Annotated in this window: 19 protein-coding genes and 1 pseudogene; 7 read left to right on the top strand and 13 right to left on the bottom strand. The window is 56.3% G+C overall.

Going from position 1 to position 20353, the window contains the following annotated elements:
- Positions 1–3 precede the first annotated feature (3 nt).
- From RHSP_RS14525 to RHSP_RS14505, 5 genes are all read right to left on the bottom strand, one after another.
- Positions 4–1398 (bottom strand): coiled-coil domain-containing protein, encoded by a 1395-nt coding sequence (locus RHSP_RS14525; protein WP_004118324.1) that lies wholly within the window; start codon positions 1396–1398, stop codon positions 4–6.
- A complete protein-coding gene (locus RHSP_RS14520) occupies positions 1370–3526 on the bottom strand; it encodes an AAA domain-containing protein (protein WP_240535432.1) in 2157 nt (718 codons plus the stop codon). Before RHSP_RS14520 ends, RHSP_RS14525 begins: the two co-directional genes overlap by 29 nt.
- A 180-nt stretch (positions 3527–3706) precedes the next feature.
- Positions 3707–4501 carry an IS21-like element helper ATPase IstB gene (gene istB / locus RHSP_RS14515; RefSeq protein WP_004118321.1) on the bottom strand — a complete coding sequence of 265 codons (795 nt, stop codon included), beginning with the start codon at positions 4499–4501 and terminating at the stop codon, positions 3707–3709.
- Positions 4491–6011: an IS21 family transposase gene (gene istA / locus RHSP_RS14510; protein WP_028754964.1), complete on the bottom strand. Its 1521-nt coding sequence runs from the start codon at positions 6009–6011 to the stop codon at positions 4491–4493. Before istA ends, istB begins: the two co-directional genes overlap by 11 nt.
- A gap of 55 nt (positions 6012–6066) precedes the next feature.
- Positions 6067–6954, bottom strand: coding sequence for a hypothetical protein (locus tag RHSP_RS14505; RefSeq protein ID WP_183932624.1), 888 nt, complete (start codon positions 6952–6954; stop codon positions 6067–6069).
- A 759-nt stretch (positions 6955–7713) separates the two neighbouring features.
- On the opposite strand from RHSP_RS14505, the gene RHSP_RS14500 reads away from it, so the two are divergent.
- Positions 7714–8442 (top strand): SNIPE associated domain-containing protein, encoded by a 729-nt coding sequence (locus RHSP_RS14500; RefSeq protein ID WP_051043305.1) that lies wholly within the window; start codon positions 7714–7716, stop codon positions 8440–8442.
- Here RHSP_RS14500 and tnpC read toward each other — a convergent pair whose 3' ends face one another.
- Genes tnpC through tnpA form a run of 3 tightly spaced genes read right to left on the bottom strand, consistent with a single transcriptional unit; the run spans position 8443 to position 10819 of the window.
- Positions 8443–10008, bottom strand: a complete 1566-nt coding sequence (tnpC, locus tag RHSP_RS14495; protein WP_004118315.1) for an IS66 family transposase — start codon at positions 10006–10008, stop codon at positions 8443–8445.
- 54 nt (positions 10009–10062) lie between these two features.
- Positions 10063–10416: an IS66 family insertion sequence element accessory protein TnpB gene (tnpB, locus tag RHSP_RS14490; protein ID WP_004118312.1), complete on the bottom strand. Its 354-nt coding sequence runs from the start codon at positions 10414–10416 to the stop codon at positions 10063–10065.
- Positions 10397–10819 (bottom strand): IS66-like element accessory protein TnpA, encoded by a 423-nt coding sequence (tnpA, locus tag RHSP_RS34365; RefSeq protein ID WP_240535431.1) that lies wholly within the window; start codon positions 10817–10819, stop codon positions 10397–10399. The genes tnpB and tnpA overlap by 20 nt, the downstream gene beginning before the upstream one ends.
- On the opposite strand from tnpA, the gene RHSP_RS34360 reads away from it, so the two are divergent.
- On the top strand, positions 10706–11650 hold the full coding sequence (locus tag RHSP_RS34360) for a GIY-YIG nuclease family protein (RefSeq protein ID WP_240535430.1): 945 nt from the start codon (positions 10706–10708) through the stop codon (positions 11648–11650). The genes tnpA and RHSP_RS34360 overlap by 114 nt on opposite strands.
- Positions 11651–11894: 244 nt before the next feature.
- Here RHSP_RS34360 and RHSP_RS14475 read toward each other — a convergent pair whose 3' ends face one another.
- Entirely contained in the window at positions 11895–12635 is a 741-nt protein-coding gene (locus tag RHSP_RS14475) for a hypothetical protein (protein WP_004118310.1), read from the bottom strand.
- Positions 12636–13168: 533 nt separating this feature from the next.
- On the opposite strand from RHSP_RS14475, the gene RHSP_RS14470 reads away from it, so the two are divergent.
- Entirely contained in the window at positions 13169–13579 is a 411-nt protein-coding gene (locus RHSP_RS14470; RefSeq protein WP_004118308.1) for a helix-turn-helix domain-containing protein, read from the top strand.
- Positions 13580–13906: 327 nt separating this feature from the next.
- On the opposite strand, the gene RHSP_RS14465 is transcribed toward RHSP_RS14470, so the two are convergent.
- Positions 13907–14941: an IS110 family RNA-guided transposase gene (locus RHSP_RS14465; RefSeq protein WP_004118306.1), complete on the bottom strand. Its 1035-nt coding sequence runs from the start codon at positions 14939–14941 to the stop codon at positions 13907–13909.
- Positions 14942–15055: 114 nt separating this feature from the next.
- On the opposite strand from RHSP_RS14465, the pseudogene RHSP_RS14460 reads away from it, so the two are divergent.
- The 4 genes and pseudogenes from RHSP_RS14460 to RHSP_RS14445 form a co-directional block, all read left to right on the top strand.
- Positions 15056–15583 (top strand): annotated as a pseudogene (locus RHSP_RS14460) (IS630 family transposase); the annotation flags it as partial.
- Positions 15499–16860 (top strand): hypothetical protein, encoded by a 1362-nt coding sequence (locus RHSP_RS14455; protein WP_240535429.1) that lies wholly within the window; start codon positions 15499–15501, stop codon positions 16858–16860. The pseudogene RHSP_RS14460 and the gene RHSP_RS14455, both read left to right, overlap by 85 nt.
- A gap of 36 nt (positions 16861–16896) precedes the next feature.
- Positions 16897–17217: a hypothetical protein gene (locus RHSP_RS14450; protein WP_004118303.1), complete on the top strand. Its 321-nt coding sequence runs from the start codon at positions 16897–16899 to the stop codon at positions 17215–17217.
- A 32-nt stretch (positions 17218–17249) separates the two neighbouring features.
- The gene (locus RHSP_RS14445) at positions 17250–17573 is read left to right on the top strand and encodes a hypothetical protein (RefSeq protein ID WP_004118301.1); all 324 of its coding nucleotides are present in this window, start codon (positions 17250–17252) and stop codon (positions 17571–17573) included.
- Between the two features lie 392 nt (positions 17574–17965).
- On the opposite strand, the gene RHSP_RS14440 is transcribed toward RHSP_RS14445, so the two are convergent.
- The 3 genes from RHSP_RS14440 to RHSP_RS14430 are packed head-to-tail and all read right to left on the bottom strand — an operon-like array spanning position 17966 to position 20274.
- Positions 17966–18634 carry a DUF433 domain-containing protein gene (locus RHSP_RS14440; RefSeq protein WP_240535428.1) on the bottom strand — a complete coding sequence of 223 codons (669 nt, stop codon included), beginning with the start codon at positions 18632–18634 and terminating at the stop codon, positions 17966–17968.
- A 3-nt stretch (positions 18635–18637) separates the two neighbouring features.
- The gene (locus RHSP_RS14435) at positions 18638–19927 is read right to left on the bottom strand and encodes a type II toxin-antitoxin system HipA family toxin (RefSeq protein WP_004118296.1); all 1290 of its coding nucleotides are present in this window, start codon (positions 19925–19927) and stop codon (positions 18638–18640) included.
- Positions 19927–20274, bottom strand: coding sequence for a helix-turn-helix domain-containing protein (locus tag RHSP_RS14430; protein WP_004118293.1), 348 nt, complete (start codon positions 20272–20274; stop codon positions 19927–19929). The genes RHSP_RS14435 and RHSP_RS14430 overlap by 1 nt, the downstream gene beginning before the upstream one ends.
- Between the last annotated feature and the right edge of the window lie 79 nt (positions 20275–20353).

The raw sequence follows: 20353 nt of genomic DNA, 5'->3' as shown, positions 1-20353 counted from the left end.
TAATTATGGCCTCTCAGGCTGTGGCTGGGTAGTCGTCGGGGCGTCAATAGCTGGCGGCGCGGGTGCCACATCCGTCTGCTTTGGCGTCTTCGCGTCTGAAAGAGATGCAATTTCCTGAACAAGCACCCCTTTCCTGCCGTTAAGCTCGGCCAGCTCCGCTTTCACAGTATTTAGGTCGCTCTGACGCAAGCTCAGCTCTTTGGCCAGTTCTGCTTGTCGGTTTGATAGGTCTGCGACAGCCTTTTCCAGAGCAGCTTTTTCAGCTGCTGCGCGATCAGCATCGGCTTTGTCCGCCGAAGTTCGAGACTTCAGTGCCTGAAGACTGCTTAACTCTTCTTTGAGCGTGTTACGTTGCGTTGTGGCAGCTGCGACATCTGCCTGGAGATCATTTAATTGTGCCTTCGCGACCGGAAGAGATTTTTCCGCCTCTGCAAGCGCGTCCTGGGCAATTTTTAGCCTGCCTTCAGCCGCTGCAGCATCTGATCGTGCGCGGTCCGCTGCTGTGGTCACGCTCGTGAGATCGCCGTTCAATGCAGCCTTCCGCATTTCGAGAGCGCCGACTTGGTTGGCCAAGTCCGTACGGTTGCTGTCCTGGCGGGCCAAGTCGGCATCCGTTTTAGCTGCAGTGACCTTCGCCTTGGACGCCTGATCCTGGAGCTTTGCGATCGTTGCGTCTAAATCCTGCGAGGCACGTTGTTTGTCGCCGATATCTTTCGTGATTTTCGTCATTTGCGCCGTCAACGAGGCCTGACGGGCGGTAAGATCGGCGACCTGACGTGTTTTGTCGTCAAGGTCCTGAAGCTGGGCGTTTAATTTGGAGATTTCAGCCTCCTTATCGCGCCGGACCTTTTCGCTGACTGCAATCGCGTCGTCGGCAGCACTTTTTCGATCTTCTGCTTGTGCAACGTCGGCATTTGACTGATCGATCTTTGCCTGATTGACAGCAATCCGCTTTTCAAGGTCAGCGTTCTGAGAGCGTAAGGTCGCAAGCGTCTTCTCGGCCTTAGCTGCTTCCGCAATAGTATCGGCGGCCGCTTTCGATTGCTCTTGGCCCGCCTGAAGCTTCTCAACGCCCTCGGCGAGCGATGCCGTCTGTTGGTTTATCTCTGCGTCGAGGCGATCTCGCTGTGCGGTCAGATCAGCGATGGTTTTCCGAATACCATCGGCTTCTACACTTCGTTGAGAGATTTCCGAAAGGACACTATCGCGTCGGCCCAGCGCCTCTGTCCGCTCATTGTTATAGCGCTGAATGTCGGAACGCACGGCACCGTAGTCGCGCTCAAGAGCGTCGACCTGAATCAACGCGACAGAGATCGCGGCCGCTGAGAGCAAGCCAAGCGTCAAAGCGATATAGGTAAACCGCCGCGATCTAGGAAAGCTGTTTTGCGACGCGTTCAATGCACCCCTCCAAATCCTGAGCTAGTTCGTCCACCCAAAAGCGCTGGATTTTCCAGCCAAGCGATTTCAACTGATGGTCTCTCCAATAGTCGCCAAGCTTTCTTTTGCCGTCGGTGTCGGCATGCCAATGTCGACCATCGACTTCCAGGTCGAGCTTGACATCGCCGCTGCCAAACAGTGCAAAATCCAGGCGACGACCGGCGACTTCGAATTGAGCAACGGGGTTCAAGCCGCGCTTCCTAAGCGCCGCGTCCACAATTCGCTCCCAATTGCTGTCAAACGTGCCCTCGCCGATGCGGCCCTTTGGTTCGGTTGCCGTAGCGGCTAGCCGTTGAAGACTCCGCACCTTGCCAGATCGCGCATACGACAAATCGCCAAAGACATGGGCGACGGCCCGGGCGCGGCTAATGGCAACGTTCAGGCGGCGCCAGTCTTTCTGCACGAACGTGACCGCGCTGATCGCACTCGAATGGCCGAGCGTGGGTGAGAAAAGGATAAGGTCTCTTTCTTGACCTTGGAAACTGTCAACCGTGCCGACACGCAGTTCAGCCTTGACACGAAGCTTTTCATTGACTTCTGCGTGGATCGCTTGCTCCAACGCGTATACCTGCGGCCGGAAAGGAGCGATGACCCCGATCGACCCGCTATATCCTTGATCCACGAGGAGCATGCGGACATGCTGCACTATCGCGGCGATCTCAGAATTATTGATGTTGCCGATCATTGGTGATGTTGGCGCCGGTACATCGGTCCACGCAATACCTGGCTTCATGCCCCTTGGTGATTTGAGCTTGTCCTGGTCACCTGCAACCCGCAATTGACCACCATAAAAGTGTTCGTTGATGTAGCCAACGATATCGGCAGCGGATCGATATTGATCGCGAAGCATAACCTTCGCCGCCCCGGGCGTGAGGTCCGCCAAGTCGAATAGCGATCTCCGGCTCTGCGCGAACCGACCCATCTTTGATACCGGCAGGTTCTGGGCCTGCATCAGGTTTCGATCATGCGCAATGCCCAACTGGCTGATGAAGGAAAGCTGGCGATTGTCACCGACAACGACAGCACGTTTTGCCCTAGCGAAGATCGGCAGTGCTGACGCGATATCGCACTGGCTTGCTTCATCAAAGATCGCGAGATCGAATAAGCTGTCTGACAGCGGCACTCGCCGTGCCGCGCCAAGGACTGAAACCAACCACAGGGGCCGGTGACTTACAACTTCACCGGCCAATTCAGATGGCAGCGGCCCGGTGTTTTGAGCAAGCTCTAGGTTGGCAAGCTCCTCGCCTAGCCTCCGTCGGTCGATCTCAGTCAGGTTGACCTTTGACGCCAGAACTTTGGGAAGAAGCTCCCGAGCGACCTCTCCTATCTCCTGCGTAATCGCGACTGGATCACCCTTTACTTCGATCGTAGCTAATTCAGAGCGGAGCTGTTTTAGACGCTGCCTGAGGGTGGCGAGCGTTGTCTCTCCACCGGAACGTTGGCTGCCTACCAACAACTTCGATTTAAGACCGAAAGCTCCCAGTATTGTGTTGATCAACCGAATGACGAGGTTTTTTTCGGGCTCTACCAATGTCTGGACTCCGCGTTCAGCGCTGCTCGCCTCCTGCGCCTCGAGCCTCTCCAAAAGCTCCGCAATCAACCCGTGGATACGCGAAAGCTCGTCGATCTGGTCGAGCAGCCGATTTCGATTTTGCGCGAGCGTCGAGAGTTTCGACAGTAGAACCAAGTCTGGCTCAGCCGCACCTCTTGTGGGCTCGCTGACAAGTTCGCCAAGCACCTGATCGAACGATTGATCGATGTCGCGTGTAGGATCAAGCGTCCTCACTAGGAACGGAGACTGCGGAGCGATGCCACCAAGCCTGGTCTCGACAGCATCGAGGGCTTGGTGGTTCTTCGATGCAACAAGTACGCTTCCACCATCGGCAATCACGGAAGCAGCGATGGACACGATGGCCTGGCTTTTGCCGGTCCCCGGCGGACCGGTTACCACCGTAAGCGGTGCGAGGAGAGACCGCCTCACCGCATCAATCTGCTCCTTATTCAAGTCGCCCGTGTTGATGACGGGAGCAAGCCTAGTTGCAACGGGTGCATCCAAGCCGAGGATCGGCGCCAGCGCAGTCGTGGCCAATTTTTCCTTCGGCCACGCTGCAATTGTATCGAGGTCACGCACAGCTCCGGCAGTGAAGGTAGTATCGGTCGGTAGAAAGAGTGCGGCGATATCATGGATGCCGACGATTGTTGGTTTCCACGCGGAACTGAGCCGGTTTTTCCACCGAGAAGTGAGCCACCTCTGAGTATGGTTTTCTGATCAGGGTTTGGTCAATGGGCTGGCTTTTTCTCCTCTCTTTTGCGCCGCGGCGGCCGAACTGGCCTTGAATCGAAAGCTGTCATTTCCGGTTTCCAGGATGTGGCAACGGTGGGTCAGGCGGTCGAGCAAAGCGGTCGTCATCTTGGCGTCGCCGAAGACTGTGGCCCATTCGCTGAAGCTTAGGTTGGTGGTGATGATGACGCTGGTGCGCTCGTAAAGCTTGCTCAGCAGGTGGAAGAGCAATGCGCCGCCCGAAGCGCTGAACGGAAGGTATCCGAGTTCATCCAAGATCAGCAGATCGAGACGAACCAACGTCTCAGCGATCTGACCGGCCTTGCCTTTGGCCTTCTCCTGCTCGAGGGCGTTGACCAATTCGATGGTCGAGAAGAAGCGGACCTTTCGGCGATGATGCTCGATCGCCTGGACACCGAGAGCGGTCGCGATATGTGTTTTTCCCGTGCCAGGCCCGCCGACGAGCACGACATTCTGCGCTCCGTCCATGAACTCGCATCGGTGCAGTTGGCGCACCGTCGCTTCGTTGATTTCGCTGGCGGCGAAGTCGTATCCGGAGATGTCCTTGTAGGCCGGGAAGCGGGCAGCCTTCATGTGATAGGCGATGGAGCGGACCTCGCGTTCGGCCATTTCCGCTTTCAGCAACTGGGACAGGATCGGCACGGCCGCATCGAAGGCTGGCGCTCCTTGCTCGATCAGATCCGTGACCGCTTGGGCCATGCCATACATCTTCAGACTACGCAGCATGATGACGACGGCGGCGCTGGCTGGATCATGACGCATGGCGACCTCCTACGATCCGGACACGCAGCCCGTCATAGCGTTCGACATTGGCCTTGGGTTCGCGCAGCAAGGTCAGCGCCTGTGGTGTGTCGATATCGGGACCATCACTGGTCTTGCCGTCGATCAGCCGATGCAGCAGGTTCAACACATGCGTTTTGGTTGCCACGCCGGCATCCAGAGCCAGTTCCACAGCGCGGAGGACGACCTGTTCGTCGTGATGAAGAACGAGAGAAAGGATATCGGCCATCTCGCGATCACCGCCGGGGCGGCGAAGCATCTGGTCCTGCAGTTGTCGAAAGGCCGGTGGTAGTTCCAGGAAGGGTGCGCCATTGCGCAAGGCACCGGGCTTGCGTTGGATGACGGCAAGGTAGTGTCGCCAGTCGTAAATCGTCCGCGGCGGCTTGTCGTGACTGCGCTCAATGACCCGCACATGTTCGCAAAGAACGTTGCCCTCGGCTGCAACGACCAGCCGCTCGGGATAGATTCGCAGGCTGACGGGCCGGTTCGCAAACGATGCGGGCACGCTATAGCGGTTTCGTTCGAAGGTGATCAGGCAGGTGGGTGAGACCCGTTTGCTTTGCTCGACAAAGCCGTCAAACGCGGCAGGCAGTGTCATCAATGATGCCCGCTCATCAGCCCATACATCCGCAATCGTGCCGGGCAAGGTGCCATGCGGTGTCTCCCGCCACAGGTCCTGGCAATGCTGTTCCAGCCAGGCGTTCAACGCCGGCAGATCGGGAAAGTCCGGCATCTGTTGCCACAAACGTGGTCGGGCATCCTGAACATTCTTCTCGACCTGCCCTTTCTCCCAGCCCGCAGCAGGATTACAGAACTCGGGCGCAAAGACGTAGTGGTTCGTCATCGCCAGGAAGCGGATGTTGACCTGCCGCTCCTTGCCGCGGCCGACGCGATCGACCGCGGTGCGCATATTGTCGTAGATCCCTCGCGCAGGCACACCGCCGAAGACCCGGAAGCCGTGCCAGTGGGCGTCGAAGAGCATCTCATGGGTTTGCAGCAGGTAGGCTCTGACCAGAAAGGCCCGGCTGTGCGCCAACTTGATATGCGCGACCTGAAGCTTCGTGCGCTCGCCGCCGATCACGGCATAGTCTTCACTCCAATCGAATTGGAATGCTTCGCCTGGGCGGAAAGACAGAGGAACGAATATGCCTCGGCCGGCCGTCTGCTGCTCAGCCCGCCACTCACGGGCAAAGGCAGCGACGCGACCGTAGGAGCCGGTAAAGCCCAGAACCACCAGATCGGCATGAAGTTGCTTCAGCGTTCGGCGCTGCTTGCGTGACCTCCCGGCCTCGGTCTTCAGCCAGCCCGAGAGTTTCTCTGCGAATGCATCAAGCTTGCTCGGCCGCTCCGGTACCGTGAACGTCGGCTCGATCGTGCCCGCGCTCAGATACTTCGCGATTGTGTTCCGCGACAGCCCGGTGCGCCGACTGATCTCGCGGATCGATAGCTTCTCGCGCAACGCCATCCGGCGGATAATGTTTAAAAGTCCCATGTGGATCACTCCGTTGCCCCCGTCGCTCTCCGCGCTGGGGGAAGGTTCACATGGCTCAATTCTCAATGGAAATTATGCGCCTAACCGGCTCAGTTCTGCGTGGAAACCAACAGACGATGTTAGGATCCAGCTCAATTCGCATTTGCTGGCCTGAGATACGTCCCCGAAAGGTGCCCGAAACAGCCTCCTTCAATCGGGAGAGAAATTCATCCCGCCGGAAGCCCAATCCCTCGGCCTGCGTGAACACGTCGCGCAGCCCTGCCTCTTTCCAATTGGCGCTTCTCGCCACGCCCTTGATCCAGTCGGGGTTTGCGACGATGTCATCCGTATCGATCGATACTTCTAGGTGCGTCGGACTGCGCTTCCAGTCAGCGCTGATGAGACCAACCGGCCAGACAACAGCTACACCTTGCTTTTTCCCAACACCCAGAGGCCAGCCCACGGCGAGCGACTGTTCGTTCGCTTCCCGCTTGACGAGAGCCTGCCGAAAGTCATCTGGCAACTCGTCGAGAGGTATCGAGATGGTGAGGACCTGCCCCTCTTCGGGCGTCAGAGGCCCAAGGCCAGTGAACAGTTGCCATTGAACAGAATGGCGATCTTCAACTTGAGTGATCGCACCTCTCGGGTCTGATCGTAATGCGGATCGATAGTATCGAAGCAACGCATTGGGATCGAACGCCGCGAAAGTATCTGCGACTTCACCTTCGCCGACGGAAGACCTTGAGGTCCGGAAAGTCGCGTGGACGGGCCTGAGGGTAAGATTGTCAGTTACTATGGTATTGGTGGCAATTGAAGAAACGGGTTGGGTGCCTGTCTTGTTCGCGGTGGCAATTGGGCGCCACCGACCATCGCGGCCTTTGGCCACTTTTCCAGCTTCGCTGAGGGCAGATAACTCGGCGTAAATTTCCGTACGCCTGCGCGGATCAAAATCGACATCAAGCAACGCAAATAGTTCGTTCGTTGTCCGGCCCGTCGGAAACGCCGATATCGTTCGCAGTAGTATAGACATGACTTACAAATAACCTCAGCCGAGCGCTCCCTCTCAGCTGATCCATTGAATCGCCCTCCTCCAATAAGCGATTGAGGCGCTTTGCGTGTCAACGGTTTGCAACTTGAAATACACGCCCATTTTCGACCCGAGGAGTTCAAGATGGAAGATTTGCATGAATAGTGTTCTTCAAGACACGAAAATACAAACGCCTTTTGCCGGTTAGGTGACCATACTGTTTCGCCCCACCGGCTTTGCGCGGTGAACTTGAAGGCCTCACTCAAGCGGATGCTGCGTCTATGCGATGAAAGCCTGCCGTTCTTTCCATTGACCTAAAGGATCGAGACCCAGAATTACCTTATCGAAGCCAAATTGGATATGCTGGCCGCTTCCCAGAACAAAGCGGTATGGGTGAGCTGGCAGGAACTGCAACCAATACCTCGTCATCAAGCCGCAAGGCTTCCGCGAGTTGTTTGAGCCATAAACTCTGCTCCTGGATGCGTAAGACACCGAGATACATGGGTAAGATGATCATCTTCGCAGATCTCCGTTCCTGGCGCAGCTCTGCACAGCTCGCATCATTCGGGACGCGGCACCTGCTCAGTCGGCAGGCGAAATTAAACCGCTGCACAACTAATGTTATCCGTAACATCCGCTTGCAAAGTCGAGATCGCAGCTTAACGTCCTCATCCAGGGGTGGCAGGGGAGTTCATAATGACAAGCGGTCAAATCATTGGGCTTGTATTTATCATTGGGTTTCCGCTTTGGGCGATTGTTGCGAGCGTCATTGCGTGGAAACAGTCCATACGCAAAAAACGTGCCGAGGGCAGCGTGCGTGCGTTGGAAGTAAAATATAGCCCTATCCTAAATGAGGAAGCAGAAGTCCAGCGACTACGCGATATCGCGAATTCAGTCTCAGTGGACATTTCAAATTTGAGGTCTTCCTATAACGAAAAGAAAGCGATCTTCGACCGCCTCGCAAAGGAGGTAGCGATTTTCGATGAGAAATTGGCGTTCGCCGAGATGGGCGTATATGAGCCTCATTTCGATTACACCGACAGTGAGCAGTACAAACAAACGATCATTGAGAACCGCGAGACCCAGAAACGGATGGTTTCGAACAAGATCGCTGCAATCGCAAAAACGGAGTGGACGGTTAGTGGCAGTAAGGCCAAGGGCCAGACGATGAACAATCGCAACGTGAAGCTCGCGCTCAGAGCTTTCAACAACGAGTGCGATGCAGCGGTCGCAAATGTCCGCTGGAACAATGCGAACGCGATGGAAAAGCGGATCGTCAACGCTCGCCAGCAAATAGACAATCTGAACGCTACGAACGACGTCCATATTACCGATGAGTATCTAAAACGTAAACGCTCATTTCCCTGCACGTTGACGCCCGCGATTCCGGCGCGGTGTTCGACTTGGGAACGGTTTCTGCGTTGATCAGGCCGCTGCGGCCTTTGGAAAGTTGAATGGCAGCAGGTCAGAGATGTCGGCGTCGTCGGCGCGCTGCGGCAACTCGGTGAGGACGTGGCGCAAGTAGGCCAGTGGCTCGACGCCGCAAGCCCGGCATGTCAGCATGAGGCTGTAGACCACGGCGCTGGCCTTTGCTCCATCGACGGTGTCGCTGAACAGCCAGCTTTTTCTGCCAGTTGCAAAAATCCTGATGTCACGCTCCAGAAGGTTGTTGTCGATCGGCATCCTGCCATCATTTGTGTAACGCGTCAGATATTCCCATTGGTTCAGCGTGTAGGAGATGGCATCGCCAAGCTTGCTGTCCGGCAAGACCTTCGGGGCGATTTCATCGAGCCATTTTTTCAGGGCATTCAGGATGGGAACGCTATGTTCCTGGCGAAAGCGGCGAATGCAATGATCTCGCGTTTCGCCGTCATCCGGTATTTCGTCGCGCGCTTGCTTTTCAATCCGGTAGAGTTGTTCGAAGAACTTGAGGGCCTGCTCCGGTGGGCCGCCGGGTTTGTTTCTCGTCTTGAGAGCATTGACAAACCGCCGTCTTGAATGGGCCATACATCCAATGTGGGTGGCCCCCTCCAGCGTGCGCCAGGCGGAATAACCATCGCTCATCAATATGCCGCGGTAATCGCCGAGAAAGGCCTGCGGATAGATCTGTCCGCGGCCCGGCTGATAATCGAGAAGCACGATCGGCTCGGCACTGTCCTCACCGCTGCGATAAGCCCACATGAAGGATGTGTCGGTGGCCGCTCTGTCCTTTTCCTTCAGGACCTGAACAGTCGTCTCGTCGCCATGGATGAGAGACTGTGATCGAAGCCGCAGCTTCAGCGCGTCATAGATGCGGACGAGATGCTTCTCGCTCGAGCCGATCACCCAGTGCCCCAGAGCACCGCGGCTGACAGGAACGCCGGCGCGCTCGAAGGCCTGTGCCAGACGATAGAGTGGCGTGCCATCGACATATTTGTGCACCAACGCGAAGGCTAGCGTCGAGGCCGTGGCAATGCTGCCCGGCAAGGGTTGCGCGGGCATCGGCGCAATGATGACCGGCGTGTTGATGCCGGTGCGGTCGCAATTCCGGCAGGCATATTTGAACCGCACATTCTGAAGGACCTTTGCCTTCACCTCGATATGAAGCTGCTCGCTAACGGCCTCACCCATGCGATGCATTTGGTGATGGCAGCAGGGGCAAGCCTTCTGATCGTCGGGCAGGTCATATTCGACGCGTTCGCGCGGCAGGTTTTCCGGTAACGGTCGGCGGCCGCGCTTCTTGCCTTCCTGCTTTTCTGCCGGCGGCAAGCCGGTGTCCGGAAGATCGACGACATCGCCTTCTTCGCTGTCATCCTCACCGGCGACCTGTTCGGCTTCATTGAAGAGGCGATCAATGTGCTTTTCGCTCTTCGGCGCAAAACGATGTGAGCGAGCAAGCGCCAGCTCTTCCTCGAGTTTGACGACGCGCTCGGCAAGTTGACGGTTTTCCGCCTGCAGCGCGGCAATGCGCGCCATCAGCTCCTCAACAGTCGGTTCGCCAGTTCGATTCATCAGATTCTTGAATCGAAAGCATGCCGCCGCGTCAACCGCTCAATTCGATATCCTTCAGCCAGCGACTTGATATTGCCGCACCGGATGGCGAACCATCGCGTCAATGTCGATGCCGTCGAGAATCCAGTGGAGCTGCTCGGTCGAAAGCGTCACCACCGCAGTCTCCCGGCGTGGCCATCGGAACCTGTCTTCCGTCAAGCGCTTCAGGACCATCACAAAACCGGACCGATCGAAGAACAACAACTTCATCCGGTCGCGGCGGCGATTGCAAAACGCAAAGATCGCAGGCGCGAACGGGTCAAGCTCCATCACCTCCTGCACCAGGACCGCAAGGCTGTTGATGCCGGCGCGAAAGTCGATCGGTTCGCGATGCAGATAGACGTTGAGATCAGCGCCCAGTCTGAACATGGCCGAGAGCTCCGATGATTGCCGTCAATGCATCCACATCACCGCATTCCAGCGTCAGCTTCACGCCATTCGGCAAAGCCGCGCTCACCTTGGCTGGGAGTGGCGACGACCTCGACAGCCGCTCCTCACCAGGCAAAGCAGGCCAGCCCACCGAACTGCTCTGCATCGGCAAACTGTGCTGCGCAGCGCTGACTTGAACCGGAATGAACGCCGACAGCGCAGGTGGCGGCAAAGCAACGGCGTCCTTGGCCGTCTTTATCCATTTCCGAAGAAGGTTGGCATTGATCCCATGTTCAAGCGCAAGCCGCGATACCGACACGCCGGGCTCCAGGCAGGCAGCAACCAGCCGCTCTTTCGACGCCGGATCGTATCGACGGCGGCCGTTGCGCAAAATCCGCCTCACCGCCAGTTTCTGTTCATCGCTCTCAATCACGTGGTGTCCACCTCCGTTAAGTGGACACTTCATGCCAAAACACGCTCAATGCAAAAAGGTGCGGCGAAATTCGCGCTTACTCTAAAACAGAAACTCGTCGAGTTGCAGGTCACCCACGAATACCGTGAAAAGCTGAAGGCCGAGCGGGAGGAACGCGCCGAGATGGCCCGCGCTGCGCGAGAGGAACAGAAGCTGCTTCGGGACATGGAAAGAGCGGAAGAGGAGGAGAATCGCTATCTGCGCCTTCTCGACAAAGCCAAATCCGATGCGAATGAGGCCGCCGCCGACCAAATTGGAGCATACGACGAAAAGATCCGGATGCTGGAAAAAGACCTAGCTGATGCCCACGCGAAGTTTGAGCGTGCGCAGGCGATGGCCGAGAAGACGCGGTCGGGATATGTCTACATTATCTCGAATATAGGTTCTTTCGGCGAAGAGGTCGTAAAGATTGGTCTGACCAGGCGCCTGGATCCAGCCGATCGCGTCCGCGAACTTGGTGACGCCGGCGTCCCGTTTGTCTTTGATACTCATGCAATCATCTACAGCGACGACGCTCCCGCCCTTGAGAGAGCGCTTCACAACGAATTCCAGAAGACCCGCATCAACGCTCAAAACTTTCGCAAAGAATTCTTCAGAGTGTCGATTGACGAGGTCGAGCGGGCGGTAGCGAGGCTCGCGCCTGGTGCACCATTCTTTAAAGACGTTGAGGCTCAGGAATACCGCGAAACCCTCGCTCGTCGAAACGCCATGTTGGCAGCTGTAGAGCCAATTGAATTGGTTGCATTTCCGGCAAGCATTTAGAACACCGACTCCACGCGAATGTGTCCTCCTGGCACCTCGTCCACCTGCCAACCCGCTGCGATGGCGCGATCGACCAGAGCAGTTTGAGCGCATCCCGGCAGACTGCTCAAAGAGAGCTTGGATGTCGGCGAGAAACGTTCGCTGCCAAGCTGTCATGTTTTGTCGAAGCAAGGCCACTTGGATGTCTTTTTGCAGGTTTCCTGCCGGGTCCATTAGAATTGTCACGTGGCATGCGCAGCGATCTTCAAGCTCTTCGTCCTGACTTCGCTGCCGAGAGCGAGGCTGTCGCCTGCTCGACGGATTTAATGAACGCGCTGTAAACTTCGTGTGTCAACCATTCGTGCCGAGTGCTCTGCAGGCGGTTGAAACGCTTCATCTGCGAATGAAGTCGTTCGAACCTGTCCGCCTCCATCAAAGTGAGAGGACGCGCACGGCGACCATCAACGTGTCGTCGAGCAACAGCACCGATGGAGCGAGCATCAAAGTTTTCGGCACCTACCCTGCTCTTCAGCTGCTCCGTCAACGTGTACCAGCGATCCCGAATATCATCATACATCTGATCAACGGAAAGAGTGGGGAGGGTTGCTTCGACATTTTCGACAGAACCGTCGGATTCGACCGACTGTGCCAACGACCGGCTCCCCTCGGTAATAGCCAAGTCTTGGGTCGTGATGTTGATGTCCTGTGTCGTACGCCTCAGACTTTCCAATTGCTCGGCAATTGAGTGCAGTTGTATCTGCAACTCGTCCACCCAACCCGTGGAATTTCTCAGGGCTTCCTGCGTCTTGTGAAAATCGGTTGCGATTATTTTGAAATCATGCACGGCTGACGTGATTCCAAAAAGCTTGACCGCCACTTCGCCCAAGGTAGTTTTTAACACGCCAAACGGTCCGAGAATGACGATGGCTGTCAACGCGACAGACGGCCATGCTATTCGGGCAACGAAGTCGAGAATTTCATGCGGCATGGTATCGTGCGTTCCCATTTAACTGTTGTCATTCGAGATAGATTGCCCAGTTCAATACGGCCATTTATCGATTCGCGCTATGCGAGCCTACATCACATGCTTGGCGGGCGTTTTTGCGATTTTGGGTGCCCCGATAATTCCCGGCCATGTGGACCAGTTGGGCGCGGAAATCTGGATTGGCGGCGAAGTAACGACATGCATTGAGGGTACCGTCACTCTCTGAAATTCGGATCGATATCTAAAGAGCTGGAGCGGGGGCGCCCATCAGGATGAAAAAACCACGAGGGCGGCAAGCGTCGAAATGCAGTAACCCGACGCAATATAAAGCAGCCAACACTGAAAAAAGCTGTGCGCAATGCTCATTGTAGGTCTCAGAATGGGTATATCTGGTAATCGGTAATATATTATCTCCTTAAGTGCTTGATCTTGGGAGACGTTTATCCATGCGCGGCTATCGTTCTGGCTCTAATACCAATCGGCATTGCTGCTGACTCTTGAGGGTTCACAAAACGCGATGAATCTGAATCCATGGTGCAAACGGGAGGTTTGCCATGGGATCAGCACTTCGGCTTCGGACGGATTATGTTGGCGATGACTTGCGCAAGGCGGCGCGGCTGTCGAAAGATGCCGCTCAGACGCGGCGGCTTCTGGCTCTCGCGCAGATTTATGATGGAGCGACGCGCGGCGAGGCCGCGAGAGTTGGTGGCGTGACTGTGCAGATCGTGCGGGACTGGGTCGAGCGCTTTAACACGCAAGGCCCTGAGGGTCTTTTAAACGTGAAGGCTCCGGGCAAGCGTCCGAAACTCAACGACGATCAGCGCCAGGAGCTTCGTCGTCTTGTGGAGAAGGGGCCGATCCCGGCGATTCACGGCGTTGTGCGCTGGCGGTTGAAGGACCTGGCACGCTTGATATTCGAGGACTATCGGATATCGCTGGACGAAAGCACGTGGGACGTGAGTTGAAGGCCATGGGCTTTGCCAAGCTGTCTGCCCGTCCTCGCCACTATGCCCAGAACGAATTGGCGGTGGAGGATTTTAAAAAACGTATGGCCCGCCCGTCTGCAAGAAGATTTTACGGTGTTCTGATCAGTCTGCGTCAACGTATACGGTCTCATGGGTCGCCCCCATGGCCAAGATGGACATCCGCGCGTCTAGAGCCCCATAAGTTTCTCGGCATCATGTGCCATTTTTTAAACCGGGCTTTCCAAACGCCGATCGACTGTCAGGCCATCTTCACGATCCTTCCTGCAAACCTCATTGGGCTACGTGCGATAGCATGTTCCGACCCAATTATGCCGTCGCTACCAGGTAACCGCGTTCGAAGCGTGTCTCTTTGCGTAAAGCGGCCCAAGCGATACGCGCCAGCTTGTTGGCCAACGCCACCACCACTGCGTTCCGATGCACGCCTCTCTCGATCATTGCTGTCAGCCATCGCCCCAAAGGAGTGTCGCTTTTTGAAAGCGATGGCAATGCCGCACGCGCGCCATGGATGAGCAAAGTGCGCAGATAGGTGTTGCCACGCTTGGATATCCCAAGCAGCCGTGCCTTGCCGCCCGTGCTGTATTGTCTCGGAACCAACCCAAGCCAGGAGCCAAGGTCTCGGGCCTTGGCAAAGCTGCTTGCATTACCCACGGCCGCGACCAAAGCCGTCGCGTTGAGCACCCCAATGCCAGGGATCGAGGTCAACCTGCGTGTGGCGGCATCGTTGCGCGCCAGTTGGACAAACTCATCGTTCAGCGCCCCAATCTTCGCGTCGAGCTCTTTCCATTCGGCACGCAGCCCGTCAATCAGCTGACGCATGCGGGGCGACAAGGTCTCATTGCCCTCGGAACGCATGCGATCCAAATCAAGCTCGAACTTTCGCCTGCCAGCAGGAAAGATCACCCCGCGTTCCAGCAAGATCGCTCGCAATTGGTTGAGAAGGTTCGTTCGTTCGGCTACGAGGCGCGAACGCACCCGATGCAACGTCTGGATATCTAACTGCTCCTGGCTCTTGAGTTCAACGAAACGCATTGTCGGCCGTGAAGCGGCCTCCGCGATCCCCTCCGCATCGCGGTCATCGTTCTTCTGCGCTTTGATATATGGGCGAACGTATTCGGGCGACATCAACCGGATCTGGTGGCCTTGCGCCATAAACAGGCGTCCCAGATGATGCGCGCCGCAACATGCTTCCATTGCGACCACACAGGCCGGAAGCTTCGTCACATAGTCGATCAGCGTCTGCCGGCGCATTGTACGACGAACGACCACGGCACCGGCCGCATCGACGCCAACTATGCTGCAAGAGTTCTTGCCCAGATCAACACCGAGGATAGCAATAGACATTCGCTCGTTCCTTTCTCTTTCCCGATATCAGCATCCTACTCGATGCTGGGTGAAAGGGCGGGCCATTCCATAAGTTTCCCGGAAGAGATCAGCGCGATCAGCAAGACCCTCGCTCCAGGCACAGAAATAGAGCTGTGGTGGCAAGATGAAGCCCGCATCGGGCAAAAGAACAAGATGACGCGGCGATGGGCGCAACGGGGAACGCGTCCATCGGCCCCCCACGATCAGCGAACGCTATGGACCTACATATTCGGGGCGATCTGCCCGAAGAAGGGTAAGGGTGCAGGCATTGTCATGCCCTGGTGCGACACAGAGGCAATGAACGCGCACCTTCAGGAAATCAGCCGCGAGGTCGATAACGGTGCGCACGCGGTTCTGATCCTCGATCAGGCGGGTTGGCATTCATCGGCCAAGCTGATCGTGCCGGAAAACATCACCCTGCTCTTCCTGCCGCCGCGATCCCCAGAACTGAATCCTGTTGAAAATGTCTGGCAATTCCTGCGCGACAACTGGCTGTCGAACCGCGTCTTCACATCCTACGACGACATCGTCAATCATTGCTGCGCCGCTTGGAACAAGCTGGTCGACCAGCCCTGGAAGATCATGTCAATCGGAATGCGCGACTGGGCACATCGGTTCTGACCAATGCCGATTGGTATAATGACTACCTTTTCAACAAAGGTGACTGGTTCGCAACGCAAGAGGCGTGGAGGCAAAAGCTGATTGCTACTGTCGAGGCCAAGAATGGCGACGAGCTTCTCAATACGTCTACCACCGATCTGGCTCGTTACCTTGTGAGCGAATTCGCGTTCGAGGTTCCCACGATTTACCCAGATGATTTGGTGGTCGACCAACGGGAAGCTCAAATCGATATCAGTCAGGATCAAAACAGGTGGATAGATGACCGTTCGCGCCCGCATTACATTACTGGAACGGCAGTTGACGTCGAGCTGCCTTTCACCGGCGATAAAGTCGGATTTGATATCCAGCCCACGACCAGCAATTTCAACAATCCCCGGGCGCATGTGGACGATGGCGTTATCTCGTTTTCCATCGCGGGAACCGATCTTACGGCAGAGCGCGTGAGGCAGCAGATCGATGGAATGGTTGCATCGATCAATCTGCATTTGAGCTGGTTGACAAATGACGCGCAGGCCTACAACGCGAGCCTAGGGGACTTAGCGATGAGAACAATTGACCATCGCAAGGAAAAACTTCTCCGAGGCAAATCGCTTCTTGCTGGGTTGGGTTTTAAAATGAAGGAGCGCCCCGGCGCGAGCCAAACGTTCGCAGTTCCTTCCGTCCGTCGTACCATTCATCCTTCTGTCCCAAGGCCCGTTGCTTCTCGCGATCCGTACAAGCCAGAGCCTATTCTCACCCCAGAAGACTATGAGCATGTTCTATTGGTGATGGAGAATATGGTCGGCGTCATGGAGCAAAGCCCCGGGGCGTTCCGGGAAATCGATGGAGAGAGCTTGCGGACCCATTTTCTAGTCCAGCTCAATGGGCATTTTGCCGGCGATGCGACGGCCGAAACTTTCAACTATGAAGGAAAGTCCGACATTCTGATCAAAGTCGATAGGAAAAATATCTTTATTGGCGAATGCAAATTCTGGACCGGCGAAAAGGGCTATCTGGAAACCCTTGATCAGGTGCTTTCTTATCTTAGCTGGCGAGATACAAAAGCAGCGGTCCTTATCTTTAATCGGAATAAGGATTTCAGCGCCGTCCTTGCGAAGATCGGAGAGGTTACTCCAGCGCACCCCAAATTCAAGAAGCTGGTCCAGAAACGTTCTGAGAGCAGTTGGACCTACTTGTTCGGGCACAAGGATGATGCCAACCGTGAGCTTACGATCACCGTGCAAGGGTATAATGTTCCGGAGCTGATAAAGCCACGCATTTTAATATTACCGGGTTGAAAATGACTGCGTGCCGGGATCAATGGAGGGCCGTCGATGTCTGAGGCGAAGAAAGAGCAACTACGGGCTCAAATCGCGTATTTTAACGGTGTAGCGATCTCGATCTTGGCAGTCGGTGGCTTCTCAACCTTTATTTCTCTGTCGATTGAAAGGGTTCAGCCCAATTGGATTCCCTACGCAATGGCCGTCAGCAGCCTAATAGTTTCCGTTTTAGTGCATAAAGTCGCGGCGCTATCGGCACGGCAGCTTGGCCACTTGATGGACGAAGAGAAGCGGCTTAGTGCTCCTCTTTTTGAAGCCAGCAGCTTGCCCAAAGTTGAGATCAGCGAGACTCGGCCAGTTCACTCTGACCGGTAGCAATCTTCTGGCGCGATCTACACTTAACCAGAATGCTGCCTGGTCGTCAGCGTTTCAATAAGCCTGCAGAAGAACGCAGCGCATCAGCGCGCGATCGCTACAACGCGTGGCTCGACAAAATCGATGGCGAAACATTAACCAAGGCGAAGAAGGAAATTTTGCGCGCTCGCGCCCGAATGACGAGAGCGATGTTCGACATCGAGCTCGCGGAAGCTTTTAGAGCCGAGAGCGGCATCCCAGCACACCATATCGACACCTTGTTGCATGAAGAATGCGGGCTCGACCACAAGCACATTTCGGTCGCTCAACCGGGCACCGTCTCTTTTGCAATAATCATTTTGGCTTTTCCGCACTAAACGAACTAAATGCATTTTCGAACATGATTAATCGGCAGACGAGCCTGGCCAGGCAGGTTTGGCAGTCTTCTTAAACGGGTCCAGGATTGTGACGCCCGCCCTTGAAAATCAGCGGTGTTTCGGGTGACGACGACAAGGTCATTTACCTGCGCCGTCGCGGCCAAACCGATAACGTCGGAATCTTGTCCGATTGTCCCGGCATTTGCCCCCACCGGCGGGCGACAGCCTCGTCGGTGTTCCGCTTTCTCTCGATGCTTTTCGGAACCTCTCGAACCGAGATCACGCTGATCGCGAGATCAGTATCGTCAACCGTATCGAGGCCGCCACATTTTCGTGCGGCTCGGGTCGACCGATTTCCTTTAAGACATTTGTATGGAGCAGATATTTCAAGCTCAGTCATCCAACGCGCTAAGATCGGCTGCGCGCATGGCGGCTTTTGCCGTTTGCTTCGGATACGGCCGCCCCGCCTTCGGATGCGCCTCCGCATAGACTCCCGCGGAAACGACCTGTTGCTCCTTCAAGGAGGGATAGTCGCGAAGGACATCTTTGACAGTCGCGCCGGCGTCGAGGAGAGCGGCAATCCGATGCGCCTCGATTTGCGTTCCCCGGATTAGCGGTTCCTTGCCGGATAGGTCGATTTGAGCAGTGAGCTTGTCGAGTTCCTTCAGCTTACGCTCGACGAAGACCAGGTGCTGACCAATGTCGTAGCGCTGTTTACCGAACACGACCTCTTTCGCGTGACCGCGTTTGAGAGAGCTTCGCAACGCCTCGTAGAATTCGGACTGGCTCTTGGGTGTCAGCGCCTGTTTGAGTTCGTCATAGGCATGGAGAAATACCAGCTCGGCTTGACCGAACTGCCTAATATTCCGACCGCCTCGCTTCACGAGTTGCGGCTTGATCGGCGCGCGCTCGACAACCTTTTTGAAAGTGTCTAGAGGCGCATCAACCACAAAAGCCGCTTGTGCCGTTGTCAGATGTTCCATCCTATTGCCCTTTCTAATCCACCCCCAAACATAGGGGTGAATTAGAGAGAGTGCAAGGCCCGGACCGACGTGAGCCAAAGACTACGATTGACGCCGCACTTCGTCCACCAGGCTCAGCGTGCCAAGGCGATCAAGAAGCTGCTTTGCTTTCTTTTCCCCCAGTAGTTTAGGCGCCGATGTCGGCCAATGCTCCAGCGCACGCCTGACTGTCGCAACGACCTCGCGTGTGATCAGCTTCGCGTCCAGGCGAAGAAAACTTGCGACCCTCTCAAAGCGATGCAGGTTCACGCTTTCGAAGCTGTGGGTTTTGACGAACCTCAGCGCCATAGTGTCGGACGGCATGTAAAGAACGGTCGGGACAATATCGTAGGCCGGCGACAGCCGGATTTCGCCAGGTGCCGGGAAACGGAAAGACCAGTTCTTGAGATGGTTGTCGCCATTGCCTAAAAGCACGTCTGCAACTACCCTGCGGATGGCTTCCAATATGTCATCGCGATGGTCGGTGCTGAAGCGGCGCACCATGTTGATGATGGTCTCGGTCGTCGCCATCGTATATTTTCGATCGCCGATCGCTCCTAGAATTTGGGCTGCGTCTTCGATGTGAATGCGACGATCATCGTCGGCACGGTCGAAGCGATCGACGACGAGAACGCGCTCACCATGAGCCAACAGTTCCGCAGGGATGCCGCTGATCGCGGTGCTGGAGACAAGCCGGCAGTTTGCTGTCCGCACGCCGATCGTCCTTGCCATCTGCATGGCCGCATGTTCAGCTTCCGGCAGCCCTGGGTATCGCTCGCTTGCCACCTTGATGATGCAGCGGCCGGTGTTACCGCGACCGGGAACCGTCAATCTGTCGCCCTCGACGTTGGCCGTGAACTTGAGCTGCACACCGGCGAGCGAGAATTTGACCGTGCCATCGGGCAGCGGGACATCCACACCATCTTTCTTTTCAATGGTGATCGGGCCGGCTGACGCTGGAACCGCTGTTTCGGGGACGACGAGGATTGCGCCGGGGAGATCGCCGCCGAGGCGGGTCAGGACGTCGAACTCATCGTGATCGCCCGGCCCCATCTCGTTCAACACGAGGTCCCTGAGGGCGCCCTCTGGAAGCAATCCTGAAAACCATGGTGGCAATGTGCCGTGAAGCCCAATTTTGTCCCCACGCCGCGCCAGACGATTGCGTGTGCCCTCGTCATCGTCAGGATCGAACCAGCCCAGGCTCAAAATTGGCCGCCTTGGATCCCGCAGGAACGTTTCCGCAACGACAAACGCGACCGCGCCGTCACTATCGCGCGTCAGGGTCCCTACCCTCACCTTCCCGATGTTCTGATCCAGAAGATGGACGCCAAGGATCGCCGAAGATTTCGCCATCACGGTTCCCCATTGTCGTCTTCATCGAGATCGACGAAAAGTTCCTCAAATGCGCTGGCCGCCGTACCTTTATTCTGGTGTTCTCTAGCATCGCCAATCAACTGCCTCACTTCCCCCATCCGGGACTTCGGCAGCAGGACCGGCACAAGGTCGAGGGCATCGCAGATTTCGGCAAACAGCGTCAGTCGATCCCTACCCCGTCGATCGGTTGCAAGGTCCCTTTCGAGTTCCGATATTCGTGCCCGGTCCCGGCCGAGCCTTGTCGCAAGTGCAGGCTGGCTGAGACCGCGTCGTTTGCGGGCGGCCAGCAGTTGCTCGCCAAGAGTATTGAAAATCGTAGTGCTCATGCGGAATATCGCTCGCCTGCTGGCCGGTGTCCGGAATTTCGTATGACTCTAAGATAAAGCAAAATGCGGAATTCCGCTA

Source organism: Rhizobium freirei PRF 81, assembly GCF_000359745.1.
GTDB classification, from domain to species: domain Bacteria; phylum Pseudomonadota; class Alphaproteobacteria; order Rhizobiales; family Rhizobiaceae; genus Rhizobium; species Rhizobium freirei.
The sequence above is the reverse complement of the archived record's forward strand: the minus strand, read 5'-3'. Positions and strand labels throughout refer to the sequence as shown.